This window comes from Pseudomonas sp. NLJ1, from assembly GCF_049486705.1.
Taxonomy (GTDB): domain Bacteria; phylum Pseudomonadota; class Gammaproteobacteria; order Pseudomonadales; family Pseudomonadaceae; genus Aquipseudomonas; species Aquipseudomonas inefficax.
Window position 1 is genome coordinate 3,101,739 of record NZ_CP137735.1, and the last position, 24,651, is coordinate 3,126,389.

Here is a 24,651-nt window from a genome sequence, read left to right on the forward strand (position 1 = left end):
CGAAGTATCGCTGTTGTCGGGGAAATGGCTCACGGATACCGTTTTCGGGTCGCTCTGGCGACCGGGTGTGAGAACCCTGATCGAATAAGCGCTACCCATTTATGGTGGCCGTACGCGGGCAGACTTCGGTCTGGCCGGGCTTCCTTATTCGACCGGTTTCTCACCCCGCGTACGGCTGCCACCCAAATCCGTGAGAAAGATTTCTGGCAGTCCCCTCCCCGAGTAAGGATTTATGCCATGAAGAAAACCATCATCGAACCCATCACCACCGCAGGCGTTGAAACCTTCCTCGCAGCCGGTAACCCATCCCTCAATCTGCTACGCGTGGAGCCTGGTGTCCCCGTCGATGCTGCCTATGAGCATGTCTCGATCCTGATGGGCTACATCAAGCATCTGGTGCGCGAGGGGGATATGGAGGATGACCATAAATTCCTGGGCGCTGCCGATTATCTGTGCGACATGGCCAAGGCGCTGATGAACGATATCGAGATTGCCAAGAACAAGACGCACTGAAGGCTCACGCGGTCAGTGTAGGAGCGGCCTTGTGTCGCGATGGGCCGCAAGGCGGCCCCCATTTTCGATGCAGTTTCAGGAATCGCCGGGGCTGCGTTGCAGCCCTTTCGCGACGCAAGGCCGCTCCTACAAAAGACCGTGTATGCAGCTCTAACTCCAACCACAAGAAATGTTTATGCACAAGTGGCATCGGCGACTTGCGCGAAAGGCATGCCGGACCGCTACACCGCTGGTCTTTGCGCAAACGCCTGTTTTTACTGGCCTTGGCGTGCAAGCGGGAATAAGCCGAACGCTTGAAATAGCGCTTGGATCCAACAGGTAATCACAAGCTTGTTCACAGAGTTATCCACAGGTTGTGCTGCGGCTAACAGTCGCGTTCGGCGAGGATGAGCAGGTTGCGTGGAGTGAGTGGGTAGTCGCAGAACAGGCCAAGGCGCACGTTGTAGCCTTGTTCTTCGAGGAACAGGGCACGATCGAGTACCAACCACAGCTCCAGCGGCCGGCGGAACAGGTTGCGCACCCGCTCCAGGTTGCGGACCTCGGCCAGGCGCTGCCAACCGGCGGCTTCCAGGGCGGCCCAGTCCGGGTTGCCAGTCAGCTGCAATTGCTTGAGGTCGGCCAGGTCGCCGCAGTACTGCTCGAAGGGCTTCTCCAGCCAGGCCACGGGTAGTGACGGGGTCGGCAGGTACGCGTCGGTTTGGCGCTGCTGGCGTTGTAGCAGGTCGAAGCCCAGGCGCCGAGCCATCGAGGTGTCGCGCTGGCGCCGCACGCGGGCGCCGGCGGTAACGGTTTCGCTCAAGGGCAGGCCCAAGTCGTCCAGTGACAGCCGTAGGCTGGAGGCTTGGGCGGCTGTGGATAAAGGCTGGTATTGCTGCGCCCCGATGCGGTTGTAGCAGCAGGGCGCCACGGCCAGTTGCCGGCAACCTTGCTGGCTGGCCAGTTGCATCAGGCGCACATGCAGGTCGCCACAGGCGTGCAGGGCGACCACGCTTTTGTCGCCAGCCAGGTGGCGGGCGCTGTCGTTGGCCATCACATCCTGGTGCACGTGTTGCGCCGGCAGGTGGTGGTGCGCGCTCAGGGCCTGGCCGGCGACGACCAGTTCGGCGTCGTATTCCAGGCAGGTCAGGTGTTGACCGGGTTGCAGAAGGCGGCGGCCGAGGTGGCCTTTGCCGGAGCACCAGTCCAGCCAATGATGGGGCTGTTCGCGAAAGGCCAGGTGGCTGGCGAAGGCTTCGATCTGTTGCCATTTACGGCCGGGGACGGCGACGTCGAGGCGGTGGGCGGCGGGGGGCAGGTCGGTTGCCGGGAGGCTGCCGACGGCCGAAAGCTGTCGGGCTTGCTGGGCCAGTTGCGGGAATGGGGCGGGCAACGGGGCAGCGGGGGTGTCGGTTTCGGCGTCTGCCAGGGAGCATTGGCGCAGGTGGGCGGCAAGCTCGGGGTGGGCGGTTTCCCAGGCCAGCTGCAGGGTGGTGAAGGGGCGGGGTTTCCACAGCTGCTGGTGCTCGATCAGGAACTGGTCGAGGGCCTGGAAGCGGGTGCTTAGGTGGGGGCTGTGGAGGTGGTTGGGCATGGGGGGAAGTGTGTTGGGTTTTAGGGCCTCTTCGCGGGTGAACCCGCTCCCACAGGTATAGTGCACAGCTTGAGGGCTGTGGAGACACTGTGGGAGCGGGTTTACCCGCGAAGAAGGCTAAGTAGTGTCAGCGGCCCTGGCACGCATCCACGCGCAACCAGCGCTCCAGCAACTTGAAGCCTTGCACCAGCACGAACGAGATCACCAGGTAGAACACCCCGGCGGCAAAGAAGATCTCCACCGGCAGGTAGGTGCGGGCAATGATGGTACGGGCCATGCCGGTCAGTTCCAGCAGGGTCACGGTACTGGCCAGGGCGCTGGCCTTGAGCATCAGGATCACTTCGTTGCTGTACGCGGGCAGGCCGATGCGCGCGGCGCGTGGCAGCATGATGTAGAACAGCGCCTTGCCCCGCGACATGCCCAGCGCCCGTGCCGCCTCGATCTCACCCTTGGGGATCGACTGCAACGCGCCGCGCAGGATCTCGGCGATGTAGGCAGCAGTGTGCAGGGTCATGGTCAGCACGGTGCACCAGAACGGGTCGCGCAGGTACGGCCACAGCGAACTCGAACGCACCGCGTCGAACTGCGCCAGGCCGTAGTAGACCAGGAACAGCTGCACCAGCAGCGGCGTGCCACGGAAGAAGAAGATGTAGCTGAACGGCACCGCGCGCACGTACCAGTGGCGCGAGGAGCGGGCGATGCCCAGCGGGATGGCCAGGATCAACCCGGCAACTACCGCGATGGCCACCAGCTCCAGGGTCAAGGTGGCGCCCTGGGCCAGGCGTGGCAGCCACTTGATGATGACTTCCCAATTCATTATTCGGCCCTCGCAAAGCCGCGAGCGGCGCGTTTTTCCATGAAGTGCATGCCGGTCATGGCAATGACGGTCAGGCTCAGGTAGATGCAGGCCGCGACCATGTAGAAGGTGAACGGCTCTTTGGTCACGGTCACGCCGATTTGTGCGTGGCGCATGATTTCTTCCAGGCCGATCACCGACACCAGGGCGGTGTCCTTCATCAGGATCATGAACAGGTTGCCAAGGCCGGGCAGGGCGATGCGCCACATCTGCGGCAGGATGATCCGCGACAGGATGCGGCCCTTGGACAGGCCCAGCGCCAAGCCGGCTTCGCGGTGGCCCTTGGGGATTGCCAGGATGGCGCCACGGAACACCTCGGTGGCATAGGCGCCGAAGCACAGGCCCAAGGCAATCACACCCGCAGCGAAGGCGCTGAGTTCCAGGCCAGGCAGGTTAAGGGCTTCACCCAGGGCATTCATCAAGCCCACGGTGCCGAAATAGATAAGCAGTACCCAGAGCAGTTCGGGCACGCCGCGAACCAGGGTGGAATAGAAGCCACCAAGCCATTGCAGCGGCTTGATCGTGGAAGTCTTGGCCAGGGCGCCGAGCAGGCCCAGGACCAGGCCCAGCAGCAAGGCGCAAAGCGCCAGTTTTACGGTCATCAGGGTGCCGGCCATCATGGCCGGACCGAATCCGTGCAGGTCGATATTCATGGGCAGGTCATTCTAGGGACTGGCGCGCCGCAAGGGCGCGCCGGTCGGGGCGGATCATTCGATGCTGAACGGGAAGTACTTGTCGTTGATCTTCTTGTACGTGCCGTCGGCCTTGATCTCTGCCAGGGCCTTGTTCAGGTCGTCGCGCAGCTTGGTGTCACCCTTGCGCACGGCAATGCCGATCTTGTCGCTGTCCATCACCGGCTCGCCCTTGAACTCGAAGTTCGAACCGTCTTTGCTCTTCAGCCACTCGTACTGCACGTACTTGTCGGCCAGGATGCCGTCGATGCGGCCGGAAACCAGGTCGAGGTAGGCGTTTTCCTGGGTGTCGTACAGCTTGATCTCTACGTCGTCACCGTAGTTGTCTTCCAGCCAGGTGCCAGCCAGGGTGGCGCGCTGGGTGCCGATCACCTTGCCTTTGAGCGAGGCCTTGTCGGTCTTGAAGTCGACGTTTTTCGGCGCGATGAACTGCAGCTTGTTGGAGTAGTACGGTTCGGTGAAGTCCACGGCCTGCTTGCGCTCGTCGGTGATCGACAGCGACGACACCAGGAAGTCGAACTTCTTGGCGTTCAGGGCCGGGATGATGCCGTCCCAGTCGGAGGTGACGACCGAGCACTCGACTTTCATCTTGGCGCACAGGGCGTCGCCGATGTCTTTGTCGAAGCCGACCACGTTACCGCTGGCATCCTTGTTGTTGAACGGTGGGTAGGCAGCTTCGATACCCATGCGCAGTTTTTCTGCGGCCAGGGCGTTGGCCGACATCACCAGCGTGGCAGCAGCTGCCAGGAGGAACTTCTTGTAAGTGTGCATGTATTGCTCCGTTAGCGGTGGCTGGACATGAATTGCTTGCAACGCGCCGAGGTCGGGTTCTCGAAGACCTGCTGCGGCGATCCCTGCTCTTCTACCAGGCCCTGGTGCAGGAAGACGACTTCACTGGACACATGGCGGGCAAAGCTCATCTCGTGCGTCACCAGCAGCATGGTACGGCCTTCTTCGGCCAATGCGCGGATAACGTTTAGCACTTCCTGGACCATTTCCGGGTCGAGCGCCGAAGTTGGCTCGTCGAACAGGATGACCTTGGGCTTCATGGCCAGGGTACGGGCAATGGCGGCGCGCTGTTGCTGGCCACCGGAAAGCTGGGCGGGGTAGCTGTGGCGCTTGTCGTAGATGCCCACCTTGTTCAGCAGGGCTTCGGCGGCTTCGATGGCCTCGGCCTTGCTCTGGCCGAGCACGCGGCGTGGCGCCTCGATGATGTTGTCGAGAATCGACATGTGCGGCCACAGGTTGAAGTTCTGGAAGACGAAACCGATCTCGCTGCGCAGGCGGTTGATCTGGCGGTTGTCGGCGGCGATCAGGTCGCCGTTCTTGGCGGCCTTGAGCTTGAGGGCTTCACCGGCGACCAGGATTTCGCCCTGGTGCGGGTTTTCGAGCAGGTTGATGCAGCGCAGCAGGGTGGACTTGCCGGAGCCGGACGACCCCAGGATAGAGATCACGTCACCGTCGCGCGCGGTCAGCGAAATGCCCTTGAGAATTTCCTGCTCGCCGTAGCGTTTGTGCAGATTGCGGATTTCCAGCGCGGGCGTGGCCTGAGCCATGTGCGGTCCTCATGTGTACGGGTGCGTTCCCAGCTGTTGGCGGCCTTCCTGGCGTGCGCCAAGCTAGCATAGCGGCATTATCACGGCCAACAGGGTTGCTGGGGACTCGGGGCGCTGGTGGGGCAGTTTGTCGCATCGCTGCAGCGCAACGTCGCGCGGATGTCCGCGCAGGTGTCGCCCAGCACCAGAGCCTTGATGAAAAAAGGCGCGATGGTGCCAGCTTTGGCCCGCTCATGGAAGCGGTTTTAGACCATTCGCGGGCATGCCCGCTCCCACTGCATCTGTAAATAGCCGAAATGGTTGCACCTTACCTGTGGGAGCGGGCGCGCCCGCGAAGGGGCCGCCCAGATCTCGAAGTTGTACCCCGCGGTTGCACTTTTCTGCATTGCGCTGGTGCACAGGTGTTACCGTGGAGCACCTTTGGTGCGTTTGTAAGTGGGTATTTCAGTAATCCGATGATTTGGCGGCCTTTCGGTCAGCCACTGGCCGAAAGCCCTCCAAACCGCATGCCAAAAGGGCCGCCGACTTTTCTGACGAATGCATTCAGCACATGGCGCGCTTATTGCCAGTAGGAAACCGCCGATTGCAGCGACGCCCAGGTCAACCCCGGGCGCGCTCTGTAAACGCAGTCGGAGTGGTCCACTCCTTACAAAGGTAGTTTCAATGAGCGGTAACAATTCCAATGACCTCGCTCAGGGGCTCAAACAACGGCATGTGACCATGCTGTCCATCGCTGGCGTCATCGGTGCCGGCCTGTTCGTTGGCTCCGGCCACGCCATCGCTGCTGCCGGTCCTGCCGTTCTGCTGGCTTACGCTGCCGCCGGTACGCTGGTCGTGCTGGTCATGCGCATGTTGGGTGAAATGGCAGTCGCCTCGCCTGACACCGGTTCGTTCTCTACATATGCCGACCGCGCCATCGGGCGCTGGGCCGGTTTCACCATTGGCTGGCTGTACTGGTGGTTCTGGGTGCTGGTGATTCCGCTGGAGGCCAACGCCGCCGCGGCCATCCTGCATGCCTGGTTCCCTGCGGTAGACCTCTGGGCGTTCTCGCTGGTCATCACCCTGGCGCTGACCTTGACCAACCTGTGCAGCGTGAAGAACTACGGCGAGTTCGAGTTCTGGTTCGCCCTGCTCAAGGTGCTGGCAATCATTGGCTTCATTGCTGTGGGTTGTGCGGCCATGTTCGGCTTTGTGCCTAGCAGCCAAGTGAGCGGTGCCAGCCACCTGTTCGACACCCAGGGCTTCATGCCTAACGGCCTGGGCGCGGTGTTGGCAGCCATGCTGACCACCATGTTCTCGTTCATGGGTACCGAAATCGTCACCATCGCCGCTGCCGAGTCGAAAGACCCGGGCAAGCAGATCAGCCGCGCCACCAACTCGGTAATCTGGCGTATCTGCCTGTTCTACCTGGTGTCGATCTTCCTGGTCGTGGCGTTGGTACCGTGGAACGACCCGGCGCTGGCCGAGACCGGTTCCTACCAGACCGTGCTGAGCCGCATTGGCGTGCCGAATGCCAAGCTGATCGTCGACATCGTCGTGCTGATTGCCGTGACCAGCTGCCTGAACTCGGCGCTGTACACCTCGTCGCGCATGCTGTTCTCGCTGAGCAAGCGTGGTGACGCCCCGGCCATTGCCCAGCGCACCACCAAGTCGGCTACCCCGCATGTGGCGGTTCTGCTGTCCACTGCAGCGGCGTTCCTCTGTGTGTTCGCCAACTTCGTGGCCCCGGCCCAGGTGTTCGAGTTCCTGCTGGCCAGCTCGGGCGCCATTGCCCTGCTGGTTTACCTGGTGATTGCCGTGTCGCAGCTGCGCATGCGTGCCCAGCGCGAGGCCCGTGGCGAGAAGATCACCTTCAAGATGTGGCTGTTCCCGGGCCTGACCTGGGCAACCATTGCCTTCATCGTTGCCATCCTGGTGGTAATGGCGCTGCGTGAGGACCACCGCGCCGAAATCATCGCGACCGCACTGCTGAGCATTGGTGTGGTGGCGGCTGGCTTGCTGGTGCACCGCAAGCGCGAAGCTGCCGGGCGGGTGGCGTTGGATAACTGATCCGCGCTGGTTGAAATGAAAAGGCCGCGTCCTGTGCAGGGCGCGGCCTTTTTTGTTGCCTGTACCGGCCCTTTCGCGGGTGAACCCGCTCCCACAGGTTCATCACAGGCCTGGATGCCAGTGGGATCCTTGTGGGAGCGGGCTTACCCGCGAAAAGGCCGACACAGTTCACGCAGCCATATCAGCCAAACTGCTTCTGCTGTTGCTGCTGCTTGGCCACCGCCTCCGAAGCCGCCACATAGGCTGCCTGGAACTCATCGCTTTCCAGCCAGGCCATGGTGGCTTCTTCATCGGCCCCATCCAGCCATTTACGGTAGGCGTTGAACACCAGCACGATGTAGTCGGTGGCGTGTTCTTCCTTGTGCCCCTTGAGCACCAGGGCCAACAGCGGGTCCACCAGGAATACCGAAATCATCGGCACCAGGCCGCCTTCCTGGGCTTCCTTCATTTTCTTGAACAGCGGGTCGTAGCTGCCCGACTCCATGGCCTTGTTGTACACCTGCTCGACGCTGGCGCTGTCACCGGCACTGGCCTTGACCGCCTGGCCGCTGCGCACCATGCGGTTCTGCTTGGCCTTGCTGGCGGCGCGCTTGGCGCGTTTCTGTTGCTTGGTTGGGGTGGCCATGGGGCAATCCTGAGGCTGCTGAAAATTGCGCGTATTGAAGCGCAATTGCCCGATAAACCCAAGCCGTGTGCCGACACTGGGCTGATGCATTCTGCTATGGACATGCCTCCTGCTTATGCCCGCTGCCTGAACTGCATAACGTCTCTGCACCGTCATCCATGTCTGGATGGCGGCTCACTGCTATGTCAATCGGCGTTTGCAAAATGCGCGCAGCTGCGCGTAAGGAGAGAGCCATGAAGCATTATTATCTTGTAACCCTGTATGGCTATGACGAGGAGGGTAAGCTTTTTTATGCCACCGGTTTCGCCGAGTGCGACCGACAGTCGATCACAAAGGCTGACGTTCTTGCAATTAGCGAAAAAGCCGAGAAAGACAGTGAGTTTCCGCTTGGTCTGCACGGAATCTCCTATATGGGCTGCATGACCCAAGATGCTTTCGAGCATCTTCGCTCCATGTCAGGCGACTAAGATGCGCCGGCAGCCCGTCTCGGGCTGCGGCGTTTGTCGATGGCAGGTCGGGCGTCAGCCTGCTGGCTGTGGTGTCTCGTCTTCTTCGAAACCACGTGAAGCCCGGCCTACCAGCTGCGGGTCCGGGGCGTGTGCCACCTGTGGGTCTTTGCCCGGGTAGTCCAGCGAATGCAGGAAATGGCGTATGCAGTTGATCCGCGCCCGTTTCTTGTCATCGGACTTGATCACCGTCCACGGTGCATCGGCCGTGTCGGTATGGAAGAACATTGCCTCCTTGGCGGCGGTGTAGTCGTCCCACTTGTCCAGCGACTTGATGTCGATGGGTGACAGCTTCCAGTGCTTGAGCGGGTCGTCCCGGCGCGAGATGAAACGGCGCAGCTGCTCTTCGCGGTTCACCGAGAACCAGTACTTGAACAGCAGGATACCGCTGTTGCACAGCATCCGTTCCAGGTCCGGGGCCTGGCGCATGAATTCCAGGTACTGCAGCGGCGTGCAGAAATCCATCACCTTCTCGACCCCGGCGCGGTTGTACCAGGAGCGGTCGAAGAACACCATTTCGCCCGCCGTGGGCAGGTGCTGGATGTAGCGCTGGAAGTACCACTGGCCTTTTTCCTGCTCGGAAGGCTTTTCCAGGGCGACGATGCGCGCGCCACGCGGGTTCAGGTGTTCCATGAAGCGCTTGATGGTGCCGCCCTTGCCCGCAGCATCGCGCCCCTCGAACAGGATCACCACGCGCTGGCCGGTTTCCTTCACCCAGCTCTGCACCTTCAGCAGCTCGATCTGCAACGCATGCTTGGCCTTTTCGTAGTCTTGGCGTCGCATACGGGTGCGGTAGGGGTAGCTGCCTGGCAGACGGGCTGATGTGCTGTCTTCGTTGCTGCCCTTGGGGGCGGTGGCAACTTCCAGTGCTGCGGGTTGCTGGCTGATGCTGGTGATCGTCGGCTCCGGCTTGCGCTGGCGGGGGCGGCGCGTGCGGGCTGTGGTGATGGCGGGCTCGCTGGGGGCGGGGAGCAGGAGGGGGGATTCTTCGCTCATGGAGGTCCTTGCTGGTCGAGTCGGGTAGCCTCCGGCATTTTAGGCCCAGCGATTAATGGCCTTTTGATGCTGGTCAACAGTGTGTCGATAAACAGTTTGAAACAGCTGCAAATTGAATGTAGTGTGAACTACGGTTTACATTTTGCTCATGCATACACTAATCCAAACCGAAACTTACCGACGGTGGTTCGCTGCTTTGCGTGATCCGCGGGCAAAGGCTCGCATCAACGTCAGGTTGCGTCGAGCGGAGCTAGGAGTGATGGGTGACTGTAAGCCGGTTGCTGAGGGAGTATTCGAACTGCGGATCGATTATGGTCCGGGCTATCGGGTGTATTTCGTTCAACGAGGCTATGAGGTGATCATCCTCTTGGCGGGTGGCGATAAGGCCAGCCAATCCAGAGATATCAAATCTGCCCTCAAGCTGGCACGCGACCTTTAGGAGGCCACCATGACAAATATCAAGCTGAGCAAATGGGACGTCGTTGACCATTTGAAGACAGAGGAAGACATGGCCTTGTACCTTGAGGCGTGTCTGGAGGAAAACGACCCGGCACTGCTTGCTGCTGCCTTGGGCGACATCGCCCGGGCCCGAGGTATGGCTCAGTTGGCACGTGACACCGGGCTGACACGGGAAGGGCTGTACAAGGCGTTGTCTGCGGAAGGTAACCCGAGTCTGGCGACCATCATGAAAGTGATGGCGGCGCTGGGGGTAAGGCTTCATGCCGAGGTGCTCCCGCGCGCAGCGGGATAAGGTTGGTGCTTGGGATGGATAGCAAGGCCGGTAGGCTGCCATTCTTTCAGCAAAAATGACAGACAACAAAAAACCCGCACTAGGCGGGTTTTTTGTTGTCGCTTCGGGTAACTTTGCAACCACCAGAAGCTTGAAGGTGGTGCCCAGAGACGGAGTCGAACCGCCGACACGAGGATTTTCAATCCTCTGCTCTACCGACTGAGCTATCTGGGCGACGAGGTGAATTAAATAGACTTTCAGACCGCTCGTCAACGACTTTTTGAAAAAATTTTAAATTAATTCCGTCGCTTACGTTCCGTGGGGTCATTCCGACGGTGGAACGTAGCCTTCCGCCTGGGCGTATTCTTCGCCGGCGAAAAACTTGTCCATCTCGCCCTGGAGGAACTTGCGGTCCTCGGCGTTCATCATGTTCAGGCGCTTTTCGTTGATCAGCATGGTCTGGTGCTTCTGCCAGTCGGCCCAGGCCTTCTGCGAGATGTGTTCGAAGATGTCCTGGCCCTTGGCGCCGGGGTAGGGCGGGCGCTCCAGGCCTGGCAGTTCTTCTTTGTACTTGCGGCACATCACGGTGCGGGTCATCGGGCGTCTCCTGCAGTCAGTTCGTCGGCCGCGCGTTTGAGCAGCTTTTTCACCGGGGCGGCGAGGCCCAGGCGCGGCGGGGTGGCGAGGTTATACCAGAGCCAGTCGGCCTCGGCCACGGGCTGGCCGACCGGGTCGACGCGCACCAGCCAGGGCTCGATCGCCAGCTGGAAGTGGCTGAAGGTATGGGTCAGGCCGTCCATGGCGCGGCTGCCAGCCAGGCGCAGGCCGTGCTGGTAGGCCAGGTCGTCGAGCTGGGCGATGTCGTCCAGCTCCGGCAGGCTCCACAAGCCACCCCAAAGGCCGCTGGACGGGCGGCGGTAAAGCAGGATGGCGCCTTCGTGGTTGGCCAGCAGCGGCATCAGTGTGCGGCGTTGCGGCAGTGCCTTGCGCGGCTTTGGCTCTGGGTAACGGGTTTCTTCACCGTGCAGGTGCGCTTCGCAGCCGCGCTGCAGCGGGCAGATCAGGCAACTGGGTTTGCTGCGGGTGCACAGCGTGGCGCCCATGTCCATCATTGCCTGGGTGTAGTGGTTGGCCCGCTGTTGCGGGGTAAAGCGCTCGGCCGTGGCCCACAGTTGGTTGGCCACCTTGGGCTCACCGGGGTAGCCGGCCTGGGCGGTGTAGCGGGCCAGTACGCGTTTGACGTTGCCGTCGAGGATCGGTGCGCGGATGCCCATGCTGATGCTGGCGATGGCACCGGCAGTCGAGCGGCCGATGCCGGGCAGCTCGGTGAGCTGCTCGACACTGCGCGGGAATTCGCCGCCATGCTGTTCGACCACGATCTTCGCGGCCTTTTGCAGGTTACGTGCCCGGGTGTAGTAGCCCAGGCCCGTCCACAGGTGCAGCACTTCGTCCTCCGGCGCTTCGGCCAGGGCTTGCACGGTCGGCAGGGCCTGCATGAAGCGGTCGAAGTAGTTGAGCACGGTGCTGACCTGGGTCTGCTGCAACATGATTTCCGACACCCACACCCGGTACGGGTTGATGCCCTGTTGCCAGGGCAGGTCGTGCCGGCCGTGTTCGTCATACCAGTCCAGCACTGCGCTGGAGAACTGCTCGGGGCTCATCGCTTGAACAGCCCCTTGAGCGCGTCTTTCAGTTCCGGGCTCACTTTGTCTCCGAGTTTTTCATCGATCTTGTCTTGCAGGCGGTTGCCGGCCAGTTTGGCAGCTACCTTGCCCAGGCCGTCCTGGTCCAGGCGGCAGGCCTTGGCGCCCAGCTCCAGCGGGCCGCGGCAGCGCAGCGGTATTTCGACACCGACATAGCGTTCGTTGACCTGGCAGGCCGGGTCCGGCATGGCGCGCTGGTCGCCTTCGACGACCACGCCAACGTTGTAGTCCATGCCCAGTACACGCAGGTCGAGGTCACCATGGCCATTGGCGGTCAGGCCCGGAATGCGCGCCTTGAGGTCCGGGTTGCTGGCGACGCCATTACGCACCACCAGGCTGCCGCGCAGTTCCTGGAACGGGGTGTCCTTGCCGCGTGGCTCGCCGGTGAGCGATTTGCGGTTCAGCGTGGCGATGGCCTTGCACAGCTGCTGTTCCAGGTTGGCATTGACCAGCACGCCGTCGTTGATGACGAAGTTGGCGTTGCCGTTCAAGGTATCGACCAGGGCCTTCTGGCTGTTGCCGGTGGCGGTCAGGTCGCTGGTCAGCGTCAGCAGGCCTTTGACCGGTGGCGTCTGTTCCTTGCCCTCGGTCTTGATGAAATGTTCCACCGGCACCCGCTGGATGCTGGTGTTGACGCCCAGTTGCGGCACGGCAGGGCGCACGTCGACGGTGCCCTTGGCCTCGAAGGTGCCGTTGTACAGTTCACCGCGAAGGGTTTGCAAGGTCAGCAGGCCGCCCTGGCCGATAGCCTTGAGCTGGGCGTCTTCGATCGGCAGTTTGTCCAGGGTCAGCGAGCCGAAGGCCAGGTCGGCCTGCAAGTCGAGGGCGCGCAGGCGGTCGACCGGCAGCAGCTTGTCGTCGCTCCAGGCGACCTGGGTCGGGGCGTTGGGAAGCGGCGTGGTACCAGGGCCGGCGACCGCGCTGGCTTCCTGTTGCTTGACCTCGGCCTGACGCGCGGCGGTGGCGCCCTTGGCTTCTTCACTCTTGGCCGGCAGGTAGCGGTCGGCGTTGAAGGTGTCGCCTTTGAGCTGCAGGCGCAGGGCCTGCTTGGCGAAGTCATCGATGGCCACGCGGCCACTGAAGGTGCTGTCGTCCAGCTTCACCGCCAGGTCTTCCAGGGCCAGGCTGTTCGGCGTGCCCTGCAGGCGGGTGACCAGTTCCAGCTTGGCGAAGGCCGCCGGGTCGTTGGTGGCCGGCAGCGGGCGGCCGATGCTGTCGAGGAAGGTGCGCAGGTCGAACTGGGCGATGGACAGGCCGCCGCTCAGCTGTGGCGCCTTGTCCAGGTCCCGCAGGTTCAGTTCGCCCAGGGCGCGCAGCTGGTTGGCCGAGACTTTCAGGCCGTTCCACGAGGCGACATTGGCGGCCAGGTCGACCAGCAACTGGCCTTGGGCGGCGAAGGTCACGGTCTTGCCGCCGGTGGGCTCACCCGAGGTTTCGCCCGACAGGCGCATGTCTTCGAAGTTGTAGCGCTTGAGCTTGCGGTCAAAGCGCAGTTCGCCGGCCAGTTCGGTGCGAGCCTTGATGTTCGGCTGGCTGGCACTGAGGAAGGCGCTGGCCTTGAGCGGAATGTTCGCCCCTTCGTGGACCGGGCCGGTGCTCAGCTGGATGCTTTCGGCGCTGTAGCTCTGGCCGGTCTTGGCATCGGTGTACTGCACGCGGGCGTTGTTTACGGTCAGGCTGTCGATGTCCAGCTTGACGGCGCGCTCGTTGCTGGCGACCGGTGCCGACGGCTGTTCGGCCGGCGCCTGGGCCGGGGCACCGGCCTGCGTATCGGCGCTGGCACCGTTCTGCGCAGGCAGCGGCTTGCCGATGTCTTCCCAGTTGCCATGGCCGTGTTCGTCACGAGCCAGGGTCAGGTTCAGGCCCTCCACGCGCACGTCGCTCATCTGCACTTCGCGGCGCAGCAGTGGCAGCACACGTACCGACAGGCCGAGCATCTGCAGGTCGGCGAATGGCTCCTTGGGTTTGTTCAAGGTGGCGATGCTCGCCTCGTGCAGCTCCAGGCCCAGCCACGGGAACAGGCTCCAGCCAATGTCACCGTTGAGGGTCAGCTCGACGTGAGCCTTGTCACGTGCCAGCTGGCGAATCTCGTCTTTGTAGTCGTTGGGATCGAAGAGGTGGGTCAGGGCGAAGCCCAGTGCCACGATGATCAGCAGCAACCCGAGAAGCCCAAGTCCCAGGATTTTGCCGAACGCTTTCATGGGCGAGTCCTTGTAGTCCGTTTTTGAAATTCAGGCGGCAGAGTATAGCGCCGCAGTGGTTGCCCCTGCGTATTCGACCAGAGATACGGGGCATTTCCTACGTGTACAGCAGATGGTACGGCTTTCGACAGCCACGATTTTGTCAGTTCCGAATGTGTGGCCTGTACTGGCCCTATCGCCGGCAAGCCAGCTCCCACAGGGATCCCGCTGTTCCCGAGGTCGGTGGGGTACTTGTGGGAGCTGGCTTGCCGGCGATAGGGCCGGTACAGGCCACATGACCGTTTCAGCCGAGCAAAAATTAACGATATCAGATTGCTTTCACGCCACTTGATGCTGCTACCCTTGCGCCGCTTTGCCTGCACCCTCCCTATAAGAAGGATCTAATCCTATGAGCAGTACCGTCGCGGCGGGGACCTTGGCCAGTGCGCCAGGCTTCCTGTCGAAGGAGCGCATCATCGCCCGCCCGGGCTTCAACCGCTGGCTGGTCCCGCCAGCCGCCCTGGCCATCCACCTGTGCATCGGCATGGCCTATGGCTTCTCGGTGTTCTGGCTGCCACTGTCGCAAGCCCTCGGCATCACCGCCCCGGTCGCCTGCGCAGCGGACATGGGCTTCATGGCCCGAATGTTCAGCGCCGAATGCGATTGGCCGATTTCCATGCTGAGCTGGATCTACACCCTGTTCTTCGTCTTCCTCGGTTGCTCGGCAGCCGTGCTGGGTGGTTGGCTGGAACACGCCGGCCCGCGCAAGGCCGGCTTGGTGTCGGCGTTGTGCTGGTGCGGCGGCATGCTTATTTCAGCCATTGGCGTGAAGACCCACCAGCTGTGGCTGATGTGGCTGGGCTCCGGCGTAATCGGCGGTATCGGCCTGGGCCTGGGCTACATCTCGCCGGTTTCGACCCTGATCAAATGGTTCCCGGACAAGCGCGGCATGGCCACCGGCATGGCGATCATGGGCTTCGGTGGCGGGGCCATGGTCGGTGCACCGCTGGCCACCGCGCTGATGGGCCATTTCGGCAATGCGCAGGAAGTGGGCGTGTGGCAGAGCTTCGTCGTCATGGCGGCGATCTACTTCGTGTTCATGACCGCCGGTGCCCTGGCGTATCGCGTACCGCCAACCGGCTGGAAGCCCGAAGGCTGGAGCGCCCCGGTGAAGAAAGCTGGTAACACCATGGTCACCGACCGCCACGTGCACGTCAGCGTGGCCTGGAAGACCCCGCAGTTCGCCCTGATCTGGCTGGTGCTGTGCCTGAACGTGTCGGCGGGTATCGGCATCCTCGGCATGGCTTCGCCGTTGCTGCAGGAAGTGTTCGCCGGCAAGCTGCTGGGCAACGGGTTGAGCTTCAGCGAGCTGAACAGCACCCAGCTGGCGCAGATTGCCGCGATCGCCGCCGGCTTCACCGGCCTGCTGAGCCTGTTCAACATCGGCGGGCGGTTCTTCTGGGCGTCGTTCTCGGACTACATTGGCCGCAAGAACACCTATTTCGCCTTCTTCGCCCTGGGCGTGGGCTTGTACAGCCTGGTACCGAACATGGGGCACCTGGGTAACGTGGCGCTGTTCGTGGCGGCGTTCTGCATCATCCTGTCGATGTACGGCGGTGGCTTTGCCACGGTACCGGCCTACCTGGCCGACCTGTTCGGCACGCAGATGGTCGGTGCCATTCATGGCCGCCTGCTGACCGCCTGGGCGGCGGCGGGAGTGCTGGGGCCGGTGCTTATCACCTACCTGCGCGAGTACCAGTTGGCAGCCGGGGTGGAGCGTGCGGCTGCCTATGACATGACCTTGTACATCCTCGCCGGCCTGCTGGTGCTGGGCTTTGTCTGCAACATGCTGGTGCGACCGGTGGCCGACAGGCATTTCATGAGCGATGCCGAACTGGCTGCCGAGCGGGCGTTGAGCCATGACAAGGGCGCCGATGGGGCGCGCTCGCTGGAGTGGAAGGCGGCACCGGGCAGCCTGCCCCTGGTGCTGCTGGCCTGGGCTGTGGTGGTCGTGCCGTTGGCTTGGGGCGTTTGGATTACCCTGCAGAAGACGGCTGTGCTGTTCCATTGATTTGGGGCGCTTTGCGCCCCATCGCGACACAAGGCCGCTCCTACATTGGTCCCCGTTTCATCTTCGAGCGCGGTCCCCTGTAGGAGCGGCCTTGTGTCGCGATGGGCTGCAAAGCAGCCCCATACCCTCCCGAACCACCTGGTTGTATAGACCGGTAACGGCATCCAGTCCCCGTAATTACGTGCTTTGCCATATGTCATCCGCGTTTCAAGCCGGCGCGTTCTAGGCCTATAATGAAGCCCTTTTCGCCTAATGATTTTGCGGAGCTGGTGATGGTCGAACGTAAGGCTTCCGTCGAGCGCAATACCCTGGAAACCCAGGTCAAGTGCTCGATCAACCTCGATGGCAGTGGCAAGGCCCGATTCGATATCGGTGTGCCTTTCCTTGAACACATGCTGGACCAGATCGCCCGCCATGGGCTGATCGATCTGGATATCGAGTGCAAGGGTGACACGCATATCGACGATCACCATACCGTCGAAGACGTCGGCATCACCCTGGGCATGGCATTCGCCCAGGCCATCGGTGACAAGAAGGGCATCTTCCGCTACGGCCACGCCTACGTGCCTCTGGACGAAGCGCTGTCGCGCGTGGTCATCGACTTCTCCGGTCGCCCGGGCCTGCAGATGCACGTGCCGTACACCCGCGCCAGCGTCGGTGGCTTCGATGTCGACCTGTTCCAGGAGTTCTTCCAGGGCTTCGTCAACCACGCCCTGGTGACCCTGCACATCGACAACCTGCGTGGCCACAACACCCACCACCAGATCGAAACCGTGTTCAAGGCTTTCGGCCGCGCCCTGCGCATGGCCATCACCCTCGACGAGCGCATGGCCGGGCAGATGCCTTCCACCAAAGGGTGCCTGTAAATGCAGACGGTAGCCGTAATCGACTATGGCATGGGTAACCTGCACTCGGTGGCCAAGGCACTCGAGCATGTAGGTGCCGGTAAGGTGCTGGTCACCAGCGATGCCACGGTCATCCGCGAAGCCGACCGCGTGGTATTCCCAGGCGTGGGCGCAATTCGCGACTGCATGGCAGAAATCCGCCGCCTGGGCTTCGACAGCCTGGTGCGCGAAGTCAGCCAGGACCGCCCGTTCCTCGGCATTTGCGTGGGCATGCAGGCATTGCTCGACCACAGCGAAGAAAACGACGGTGTCGACTGCATCGGCCTGTTCCCGGGCCAGGTGCGCTTCTTCGGCAAAGACCTGCAGGAAGACGGCGAGCACCTGAAGGTGCCGCACATGGGCTGGAACGAAGTCGGCCAGACCAACGACCACCCGCTGTGGCACGACATCCCCGACCGCGCGCGGTTCTACTTCGTGCACAGCTACTACATCAATGCCGGCAAGCCGGCCCAGGTGGTCGGCCGCGGCCATTACGGTGTCGATTTCGCCGCTGCGCTGGCCGATGGCTCGCGCTTTGCCGTGCAGTTCCACCCGGAGAAGAGCCATACCCATGGCCTGCAGCTGCTGCAGAACTTCGTCGCCTGGGACGGGCGCTGGTAAATGAGCAGGTCGAAGACCAAGGCCCCGGTCATCACCCTGGCCCCCGAGCAGGAGCGCGAAGCGCTGCACACGCTCAAGCGCTTCCTCGAAGACCGTTTCGAGCTGGAGCTGGGGTCGTTCGAAGTGGCCGAGGTCCTCGAGCTGTTCAGCAAAGAAATTGCACCCCATTACTACAACAGGGCGATTGCCGATGTTCAGCTGCACCTCAAGGAGCGGTTCGAGAGCATCGAAAGCGATCTGTGGGCGCTCGAAAAGCCCTGAAACCCCAAGAACAGACAGGTTCCCAAGATGCTGATTATCCCCGCTATCGATCTGAAGGACGGTGCCTGCGTGCGCCTGCGCCAAGGCCGCATGGAAGACTCCACGGTATTTTCCGACGACCCGGTGAGCATGGCCGCCAAGTGGGTCGAGGGTGGCTGCCGCCGCCTGCACCTGGTCGACCTCAACGGCGCCTTCGAAGGCCAGCCGGTCAACGGTGAAGTGGTCACTGCCATCGCCAAGCGCTACCCGACCCTGCCGATCCAGATCGGCGGTGGCATCCGCTCGCTAGAAACCATCGAGCACTACGTCAAGGCTGGCGTCAGCTACGTGATCATCGGTACCAAGGCGGTCAAGCAGCCGGAGTTCGTCGCCGAAGCGTGCAAGGCCTTCCCGGGCAAGGTCATCGTTGGCCTGGACGCCAAGGACGGCTTCGTCGCCACCGACGGCTGGGCTGAAGTGAGCTCGGTGCAGGTCATCGACCTGGCCAAGCGTTTCGAGGCCGATGGCGTCTCGGCGATCGTCTACACCGACATCGCCAAGGACGGCATGATGCAGGGCTGCAACGTGCCGTTCACCAAGGCGCTGGCAGAAGCCACCTCGATCCCGGTGATCGCCTCGGGCGGCATCCACAACCTGGGTGACATCAAGGCCCTGCTGGACGCCAAGGCCCCGGGCATCATCGGCGCCATCACCGGCCGTGCCATCTACGAAGGCACTCTCGATGTCGCCGAGGCCCAGGCCTTCTGCGACAACTACCAAGGCTGAGGACTGAACCATGGCACTGGCCAAGCGCATCATCCCTTGCCTGGACGTGGACAACGGCCGGGTGGTCAAGGGCGTCAAGTTCGAGAACATCCGTGATGCTGGCGACCCGGTGGAAATCGCCCGTCGCTACGACGAGCAAGGTGCCGACGAAATCACCTTCCTCGACATTACTGCCAGCGTCGATGGCCGTGACACCACCCTGCATACCGTCGAGCGTATGGCCAGCCAGGTGTTCATCCCGCTGACCGTGGGCGGTGGCGTGCGCACCGTACAGGACATCCGCAACCTGCTCAATGCCGGTGCCGACAAGGTCTCGATCAACACGGCCGCGGTGTTCAACCCGGAGTTTGTTGGCGAGGCCGCGGACCGTTTCGGTTCGCAGTGCATCGTTGTGGCCATCGACGCCAAGAAGGTATCCGGCCCGGGTGAGCAGCCGCGTTGGGAGATTTTCACTCACGGCGGGCGCAAGCCGACCGGGCTGGATGCCGTTGAATGGGCGAAGAAGATGGAAGGCCTGGGGGCCGGCGAGATTCTGCTGACCAGCATGGACCAGGACGGCATGAAGAACGGCTTCGATCTTGGCGTTACCCGCGCGATCAGTGATGCGCTGGGTATTCCGGTGATTGCCTCGGGCGGGGTGGGTAACCTGCAGCACCTGGCTGACGGCATTCTGGAAGGGCATGCCAGTGCGGTGCTGGCGGCCAGTATCTTCCACTTTGGCGAGTACACGGTGCCGGAGGCCAAGGCCTACATGGCTTCGCGCGGGATCGTCGTTCGCTGACCCATTGTTGGGAGGGCTTTGCCCTCCTTTCGCGACACAAGGCCGCTCCTACAGGGATATGCGTTCCCCTGTAGGAGCGGCCTTGTGTCGCGAAAGGGCCGCAACGCGGCCCCAATGGCATCAACCGTGGTTCTTGCCGAGCAGCGCGTGATATAGCTCGCTGTCGCCCAGAATCCCCACCACCTTGTCATTCTCCTGCAGCACCAGCTTGTTCCCGGTCTGGTAGCGAATCTGCAGCGCATCGCGCATGCCGATATCCGCATGCACCAGGGTCGGTTTGCGGCCCAGCCCTTCCACCGACTGCCCCGGTGCCCAGTTCTGCATCTCCAGCCCGTTCTGCCCCTGGCGCGCACGCTTGATCGAGTTGCCTTCGCCCAGGTCCAGCCACGAATCGCCACCCGGGTCCAGGCACACCGAGCCATTCACCCGCTTGCAGTTGTCCAGGCTGCGCATCAGGCTGCGCCCGCACAGCACGTTCAGCGGGTTGGTATGGGCGACGAAGGTACGCACATACTCGTCGGCCGGGTTGAGCACGATCTCTTCCGGCTTGCTGTACTGGATGATCCGCCCGTCCTTCATGATGGCGATGCGACTACCCAGCTTCAGCGCTTCGTCCAGGTCGTGGCTGACGAACACGATGGTCTTGCTCAGCTTGGCCTGCAGGCCAAGCAACTCGTCTTGCAGGCCCTGGCGGATCAGCGGGTCCAGTGCCGAGAACGGTTCGTCCATCAGCAGGATGTCGGCATCCATCGCCAGCGCCCGGGCCAGGCCCACGCGCTGCTGCATGCCGCCTGACAGTTCGTCCGGCTTCTTGTTGCGCCACTGGGTCAGGCCCACCAGCTCGAGCTTTTCGTCGACCAGCTTGCGCCGTTCCTTCTCGGGGCGGCCCTGCATTTCCAGGCCAAAGCTGATGTTCTCGCGTACCGTCAGCCAGGGCATCAGGGCGAATTTCTGGAACACCATGGCAATGCGCTTGGTGCGCATCATCTTCAGTTCGGCGGGGGTACAGTGGGCAATGTCGATGTGCTTGCCTTCGTGCTCGACAAACAGCTTGCCGCGGCTGACGGTGTTGAGGCCGTTGATGCAGCGCAGCAAACTCGACTTGCCCGAACCGGACAGGCCCATCAGCACGCAGATTTCGCCCTTCTGGATATCCAGGTTGGCCTTCTCGACCCCCACAACCAGGCCGGTCTGCTTGAGAATCTGCTCGCGGGTCTGGCCTTGGTCGAGCAGGGCCAGCGCTTCGCGCGGCTTGTTGGAGAAGATGACGTCGACGTCTTCGAAACGAATGATGCTCATGCTTCACCCCTTACCGGCAGGTCCGGTTGCTTGCAGATACGGTCGAGCATGATCGCCAGCAGCACGATCGCCAGGCCCGCTTCGAAGCCCAGGGAAATATCGGCGGTGTTCAGTGCGTTGACCACAGGTTTGCCCAGGCCGTCAGCACCGACCAGGGCGGCAATCACTACCATCGACAGCGACAGCATGATGCACTGGGTAACGCCGGCGGCGATGCTCGGCATCGCGTGCGGCAGTTCGATACGGGTGAGCAGCTGGCGCCGCGAGCAGCCAAAGGCCTTGCCGGCGTCCATCAGCTCCTGCGGGACATCGCAGATGCCCAGATAGGTGAGGCGGATCGGCGCGGCGATGGCGAACACCACCGTCGAGATCAGCCCCGGCACCACACCCAGGCCGAACAGGGTCAGGGTGGGGATCAGGTAGACGAATGTAGGTACCGTCTGCATCAGGTCGAGTACCGGGCGCATGGCGGTATAGAACATCGGTTTGTGCGCGGCGACGATGCCCAGTGGCACGCCGATGGCCACGCAAACCACGGTGGCGAAGGTGACCTGCGCCAGGGTTTCCATGGTTTCCTGCCAGTAACCCAGGTTGAGGATCAGCAGGAACGACAGGGCGACGAATGCGGTCAGCGCCCACTTGCGCTGGATGAAATGCGCCAGGGCGGCGAACAGAGCGATGAGCACGAACGGATTGAAGAAGGTCAGGGCACTGGTGACGCCATGGATCATGAACTCCAGGCCCTGCGCGATGGCGTCGAAGTAGTTCGCGCCGTTCTGGGTCAGCCACTCGACGAACGACGCGATGTACTCACCCAGGGGTATTTTCTGATCGATAAGCATGATAGCGAGCTTCCACCTGCATAGATTGAAATCAACCCGGGGCAGGCACGGCCTGCCCCGAGGTAGCGCTATGGCGTATTGCGTTATTGCGTCAGCTTGGCCTTGGCCGCCTCCAGGCCTGGTTTGCCATCAACGGTGGTGACACCGGCCAGCCAGGCATCCAGCTTGCCAGGGTTGTCCTTGAGCCACTTCTTGGCAGCCGCCTCGGGTTTCATCTTGTCGTCCAGGACATAGCCCATCATGGTGCTTTCATCCTTGAGCTCGAACGACAGGTTCTTCAACAGCTGGCCAACGTTGCTGCATTCCTGCACATAGCCCTTGCGGGTGTTGGTCAATACGGTCGCCTTGCCGAAGTCGGGGCCGAAGAACTCGTCCCCACCGGTCAGGTACTGCATCTTGAAGCGGGTGTTCATCGGGTGCGGTTCCCAGCCGAGGAACACCAGCGCCTCGCCGCGTTTCTGCGCGCGGTCGACCTGCGACAGCATGCCGGCCTCGCTGGACTGGACGATCTTGAAGCCGGCGTCCTTCAGGCCGAAGGCGTTCTTGTCGATCATGCTCTGGATGGTGCGGTTGCCATCGTTGCCAGGCTCGATGCCGTAGATCTTGCCGCCCAGTTCCTGCTTGAACTTGGGAATGTCGCTGAAGTCCTTCAGGCCCTTGTCATACAGCGCCTGGGGCACAGCCAAGGTGTACTTGGCGTTTTCCAGGTTGGCGCGCACGGTTTCCACAGTACCTGCGTCGCGGTACTGCTTGATGTCGTTCTCCATGGTCGGCATCCAGTTGCCGAGAAACACGTCCAGGTCCTTGCCGGTGGCCAGCGACTTGTAGGTCACCGGTACCGAGATCATGGTGGTGTGGGTCTTGTAACCCAGTGCTTCGAGCACAACGCTGGTGGTCGCGGTGGTGACCGTGATGTCGGTCCAGCCGACATCCGAGAACCGTACCGTCTTGCATTGCTCGGGTTCGGCGGCCTGGGCCAGCAAAGGCGCGGACAGCATCGCAACCAGCAACAGCGAGGGTGAACCTTTCATGGATGGACTCCTGTGATTTTGTCTTCGGGTTCGCGTGGGTCGCCGGGCTTTCTCAGGGTCCGGTCGACCAGGCCTGCAGAGGGCAGGATGCGTGGCCGTGCTTTACGAGTCGCTTTCGATAATCCTCCAGCGCCGGGCAATCGCCTACTGGTGGGGTCGTAACCAGTACGGAACGGGTCGTATCCAGTATGGGCGATGTCGTTTATGGGTTTTTCCACCCCCTCAGCCGCATTTTTACGTCGCCAGGCCGCCGGAAAGCGGCCTGGTGAGGGCTACTCCCCGGTAGAAAACAGCGCGGCGCTGCTGGACAAAAGTACGTCGGTTGCAGACGGCGAGGGGTGCGGTAAAAGCCCGATGATGCGTGCATTCAAGGCGGCCCGCTGCTTCAGCCTAGCAGCTGCCCCGCCCTGCGCATGGCGCGCAGAGACAAGCCCAGCAAGAGGTGATTCAACAATGGCCATCAGCGTGTTCGACCTGTTCAAGATCGGTGTCGGGCCCTCCAGCTCCCACACCGTCGGCCCCATGCGTGCTGGCGCCCTGTTCGTCCAGGGCCTGCGCGAGCGTGGCGAGCTGGAACGTGTGAAGCGGATCGAAGTGCGCCTGTATGGCTCGCTGTCGGCCACGGGTGTGGGGCATGGCACCGACAATGCCACCATCATGGGCCTGATGGGCGAATGGCCGGACGCCATCGACCCGACCCAGATCGCGCCGCGTATCGCCGACCTGCGCGAAACCAATACCCTGCAGCTGGACCGCCGCCTGCCCATCGAATTCGTCTGGGCCCGCGACATGCTGCTGCTGGACGAGAACCTGCCGTACCACCCCAACGCCATGACCCTGATTGCCGAAGGCGAGCAGGGCGAGCTGCACCGCGACACCTATTACTCGGTGGGTGGCGGCTTTGTGGTCGATGCCGCCCAGGCCGCCAGCGGCGTGCTGGATGCCGACCAGACGGTGCTGCCGTACGACTTCGACAGCGCCGCCGAGCTGCTGCGCCTGTGCAAGCAAAACGACCTCAGCGTGTCGCAATTGATGATGGCCAACGAGAAGGTCTGGCGCAGCGAGGAAGAGATCCGCGCCGGCCTGCACAAGCTCTGGGAAGCCATGCAGGAATGCGTCAACAATGGCCTGAAATACGAAGGCACGCTGCCCGGCGGGCTGAACGTACGCCGTCGCGCCGCCAAGCTGCACCGCAGCCTGCAGGAAATCGGCAAGCCCAACGTGATCGGCTCGACCATGAGCGCCATGGAGTGGGTCAACCTGTTCGCCCTGGCGGTCAACGAAGAAAACGCCGCCGGCGGGCGCATGGTTACCGCGCCGACCAACGGCGCGGCGGGCATCATCCCGGCGGTGTTGCACTACTACATGCGCTTCAGTGATGCGGTGGACGAGTCCAGCGTGGTCGATTTCTTCCTCGCTGCCGCCGCGGTGGGCATTCTGTGCAAGAAGAACGCGTCGATCTCTGGTGCCGAAGTGGGTTGCCAGGGGGAAGTCGGTTCGGCTTGCGCCATGGCCGCGGCGGGCCTCGCTGAGGTGCTGGGCGCGACCCCACCGCAGGTGGAGAACGCTGCCGAGATTGCACTGGAGCACAACCTGGGCCTGACCTGCGACCCGGTCGGCGGGTTGGTGCAGGTGCCGTGCATCGAGCGCAACGCGATTGCCGCGGTCAAGGCCATCAACGCGGTGCAGATGGCCCTGCGTGGTGACGGCGAGCACTTCATTTCCCTCGACCAGGTTATCCGCACCATGCGCGATACCGGGGCCGACATGCACGACAAGTACAAAGAGACCTCGCGTGGTGGCCTGGCGGTCAGCGCCATTGAATGCTGACTCTTGATCTGACCTTAAGGGCCTCTTCGCGGGTGAACCCGCTCCCACAGGGACTGCATCATCCTTGTGGGAGCGGGTTCACCCGCGAAGGGGCCCTTGAGATTGAAACAGGTGCAGCACAGCCACAAATGTCTCTTTATGGTGCAGCGCGACGCATACCGATCGTCGGGTGTCGTTATCAGTGTGGGCGTTGTCGGTGACACTCAAGAGTGTCGTTTCTGGGCATCCTACACTGCGCGTGTCACCAAATTGCTCAGCCGTTACAGGCACAGCGCCTAGCACGCCCGTTC

General features: G+C 62.4%; 25 protein-coding genes and 1 tRNA gene. 12 read left to right on the forward strand and 14 right to left on the reverse strand.

Features of this window, described 5'->3' with window-relative positions:
• Positions 1 to 237: 237 nt before the first annotated feature.
• The gene (locus R9B85_RS13915) at positions 238 to 513 is read left to right on the forward strand and encodes a DUF3077 domain-containing protein (RefSeq protein ID WP_207879648.1); all 276 of its coding nucleotides are present in this window, start codon (positions 238 to 240) and stop codon (positions 511 to 513) included.
• 364 nt (positions 514 to 877) lie between these two features.
• On the opposite strand, the gene R9B85_RS13920 is transcribed toward R9B85_RS13915, so the two are convergent.
• The 5 genes from R9B85_RS13920 to R9B85_RS13940 all read right to left on the reverse strand — a co-directional run bounded on the left by R9B85_RS13920 (position 878) and on the right by R9B85_RS13940 (position 5,187).
• Entirely contained in the window at positions 878 to 2,083 is a 1,206-nt protein-coding gene (locus R9B85_RS13920; protein WP_423770302.1) for a methyltransferase, read from the reverse strand.
• Between the two features lie 127 nt (positions 2,084 to 2,210).
• A complete protein-coding gene (locus R9B85_RS13925; RefSeq protein ID WP_085677908.1) occupies positions 2,211 to 2,900 on the reverse strand; it encodes an ABC transporter permease in 690 nt (229 codons plus the stop codon).
• Positions 2,900 to 3,592 (reverse strand): ABC transporter permease, encoded by a 693-nt coding sequence (locus tag R9B85_RS13930; protein WP_112251370.1) that lies wholly within the window; start codon positions 3,590 to 3,592, stop codon positions 2,900 to 2,902. The genes R9B85_RS13925 and R9B85_RS13930 overlap by 1 nt, the downstream gene beginning before the upstream one ends.
• 54 nt (positions 3,593 to 3,646) lie before the next feature.
• The gene (locus R9B85_RS13935; protein WP_075044342.1) at positions 3,647 to 4,402 is read right to left on the reverse strand and encodes an ABC transporter substrate-binding protein; all 756 of its coding nucleotides are present in this window, start codon (positions 4,400 to 4,402) and stop codon (positions 3,647 to 3,649) included.
• Positions 4,403 to 4,413: 11 nt separating this feature from the next.
• Entirely contained in the window at positions 4,414 to 5,187 is a 774-nt protein-coding gene (locus R9B85_RS13940) for an ABC transporter ATP-binding protein (protein ID WP_003255746.1), read from the reverse strand.
• Positions 5,188 to 5,850: 663 nt separating this feature from the next.
• Between R9B85_RS13940 and gabP the strand changes: the two genes are divergently transcribed.
• Positions 5,851 to 7,236, forward strand: coding sequence for a GABA permease (gene gabP / locus R9B85_RS13945; RefSeq protein ID WP_112251372.1), 1,386 nt, complete (start codon positions 5,851 to 5,853; stop codon positions 7,234 to 7,236).
• A 181-nt stretch (positions 7,237 to 7,417) separates the two neighbouring features.
• On the opposite strand, the gene R9B85_RS13950 is transcribed toward gabP, so the two are convergent.
• A complete protein-coding gene (locus R9B85_RS13950; protein WP_112251374.1) occupies positions 7,418 to 7,861 on the reverse strand; it encodes a hypothetical protein in 444 nt (147 codons plus the stop codon).
• Between the two features lie 233 nt (positions 7,862 to 8,094).
• Here R9B85_RS13950 and R9B85_RS13955 point away from each other — a divergent pair, with 233 nt between their 5' ends.
• The gene (locus R9B85_RS13955) at positions 8,095 to 8,328 is read left to right on the forward strand and encodes a hypothetical protein (RefSeq protein WP_112251376.1); all 234 of its coding nucleotides are present in this window, start codon (positions 8,095 to 8,097) and stop codon (positions 8,326 to 8,328) included.
• Between the two features lie 54 nt (positions 8,329 to 8,382).
• Here the strand turns inward: R9B85_RS13955 and ppk2 are convergent, their stop codons facing one another.
• On the reverse strand, positions 8,383 to 9,363 hold the full coding sequence (gene ppk2, locus R9B85_RS13960; protein ID WP_112251378.1) for a polyphosphate kinase 2: 981 nt from the start codon (positions 9,361 to 9,363) through the stop codon (positions 8,383 to 8,385).
• 148 nt (positions 9,364 to 9,511) lie between these two features.
• Between ppk2 and R9B85_RS13965 the strand changes: the two genes are divergently transcribed.
• On the forward strand, positions 9,512 to 9,802 hold the full coding sequence (locus tag R9B85_RS13965) for a type II toxin-antitoxin system RelE/ParE family toxin (protein WP_112251380.1): 291 nt from the start codon (positions 9,512 to 9,514) through the stop codon (positions 9,800 to 9,802).
• Positions 9,803 to 9,811: 9 nt separating this feature from the next.
• Positions 9,812 to 10,114, forward strand: coding sequence for an addiction module antidote protein (locus tag R9B85_RS13970; protein ID WP_423770303.1), 303 nt, complete (start codon positions 9,812 to 9,814; stop codon positions 10,112 to 10,114).
• A gap of 137 nt (positions 10,115 to 10,251) precedes the next feature.
• Here R9B85_RS13970 and R9B85_RS13975 read toward each other — a convergent pair.
• The 4 genes from R9B85_RS13975 to R9B85_RS13990 all read right to left on the reverse strand — a co-directional run bounded on the left by R9B85_RS13975 (position 10,252) and on the right by R9B85_RS13990 (position 13,997).
• Positions 10,252 to 10,327: transfer RNA gene (locus R9B85_RS13975), tRNA-Phe, on the reverse strand.
• A 90-nt stretch (positions 10,328 to 10,417) separates the two neighbouring features.
• On the reverse strand, positions 10,418 to 10,690 hold the full coding sequence (locus R9B85_RS13980; protein WP_003257478.1) for an oxidative damage protection protein: 273 nt from the start codon (positions 10,688 to 10,690) through the stop codon (positions 10,418 to 10,420).
• Positions 10,687 to 11,754 (reverse strand): A/G-specific adenine glycosylase, encoded by a 1,068-nt coding sequence (gene mutY, locus R9B85_RS13985; protein ID WP_112251384.1) that lies wholly within the window; start codon positions 11,752 to 11,754, stop codon positions 10,687 to 10,689. Before mutY ends, R9B85_RS13980 begins: the two co-directional genes overlap by 4 nt.
• Positions 11,751 to 13,997: an AsmA family protein gene (locus R9B85_RS13990; protein ID WP_207878605.1), complete on the reverse strand. Its 2,247-nt coding sequence runs from the start codon at positions 13,995 to 13,997 to the stop codon at positions 11,751 to 11,753. Before R9B85_RS13990 ends, mutY begins: the two co-directional genes overlap by 4 nt.
• 388 nt (positions 13,998 to 14,385) lie before the next feature.
• On the opposite strand from R9B85_RS13990, the gene R9B85_RS13995 reads away from it, so the two are divergent.
• The 6 genes from R9B85_RS13995 (at position 14,386) to hisF (ending at position 19,359) form a co-directional block, all read left to right on the forward strand.
• The gene (locus R9B85_RS13995) at positions 14,386 to 16,047 is read left to right on the forward strand and encodes an OFA family MFS transporter (RefSeq protein ID WP_112251388.1); all 1,662 of its coding nucleotides are present in this window, start codon (positions 14,386 to 14,388) and stop codon (positions 16,045 to 16,047) included.
• Positions 16,048 to 16,319: 272 nt separating this feature from the next.
• Entirely contained in the window at positions 16,320 to 16,913 is a 594-nt protein-coding gene (gene hisB, locus R9B85_RS14000) for an imidazoleglycerol-phosphate dehydratase HisB (protein WP_003255736.1), read from the forward strand.
• Positions 16,914 to 17,552 (forward strand): imidazole glycerol phosphate synthase subunit HisH, encoded by a 639-nt coding sequence (gene hisH, locus R9B85_RS14005; protein WP_013970493.1) that lies wholly within the window; start codon positions 16,914 to 16,916, stop codon positions 17,550 to 17,552.
• The gene (locus R9B85_RS14010; protein ID WP_046614499.1) at positions 17,553 to 17,813 is read left to right on the forward strand and encodes a DUF2164 domain-containing protein; all 261 of its coding nucleotides are present in this window, start codon (positions 17,553 to 17,555) and stop codon (positions 17,811 to 17,813) included.
• Positions 17,814 to 17,840: 27 nt separating this feature from the next.
• Entirely contained in the window at positions 17,841 to 18,578 is a 738-nt protein-coding gene (hisA, locus tag R9B85_RS14015) for a 1-(5-phosphoribosyl)-5-[(5-phosphoribosylamino)methylideneamino]imidazole-4-carboxamide isomerase (RefSeq protein ID WP_003257484.1), read from the forward strand.
• A gap of 10 nt (positions 18,579 to 18,588) precedes the next feature.
• Positions 18,589 to 19,359, forward strand: a complete 771-nt coding sequence (hisF, locus tag R9B85_RS14020) for an imidazole glycerol phosphate synthase subunit HisF (RefSeq protein WP_025337372.1) — start codon at positions 18,589 to 18,591, stop codon at positions 19,357 to 19,359.
• 120 nt (positions 19,360 to 19,479) lie between these two features.
• Here the strand turns inward: hisF and choV are convergent, their stop codons facing one another.
• The 3 genes from choV to R9B85_RS14035 form a co-directional block, all read right to left on the reverse strand.
• Positions 19,480 to 20,658: a choline ABC transporter ATP-binding protein gene (gene choV, locus R9B85_RS14025; RefSeq protein WP_112251390.1), complete on the reverse strand. Its 1,179-nt coding sequence runs from the start codon at positions 20,656 to 20,658 to the stop codon at positions 19,480 to 19,482.
• A complete protein-coding gene (choW, locus tag R9B85_RS14030; RefSeq protein ID WP_181457319.1) occupies positions 20,655 to 21,503 on the reverse strand; it encodes a choline ABC transporter permease subunit in 849 nt (282 codons plus the stop codon). Before choW ends, choV begins: the two co-directional genes overlap by 4 nt.
• Before the next feature lie 80 nt (positions 21,504 to 21,583).
• The gene (locus tag R9B85_RS14035) at positions 21,584 to 22,531 is read right to left on the reverse strand and encodes a choline ABC transporter substrate-binding protein (protein WP_112251394.1); all 948 of its coding nucleotides are present in this window, start codon (positions 22,529 to 22,531) and stop codon (positions 21,584 to 21,586) included.
• Positions 22,532 to 22,984: 453 nt separating this feature from the next.
• Between R9B85_RS14035 and R9B85_RS14040 the strand changes: the two genes are divergently transcribed.
• Positions 22,985 to 24,361 carry an L-serine ammonia-lyase gene (locus R9B85_RS14040; protein ID WP_112251396.1) on the forward strand — a complete coding sequence of 459 codons (1,377 nt, stop codon included), beginning with the start codon at positions 22,985 to 22,987 and terminating at the stop codon, positions 24,359 to 24,361.
• The last annotated feature ends 290 nt before the right edge of the window (positions 24,362 to 24,651 follow it).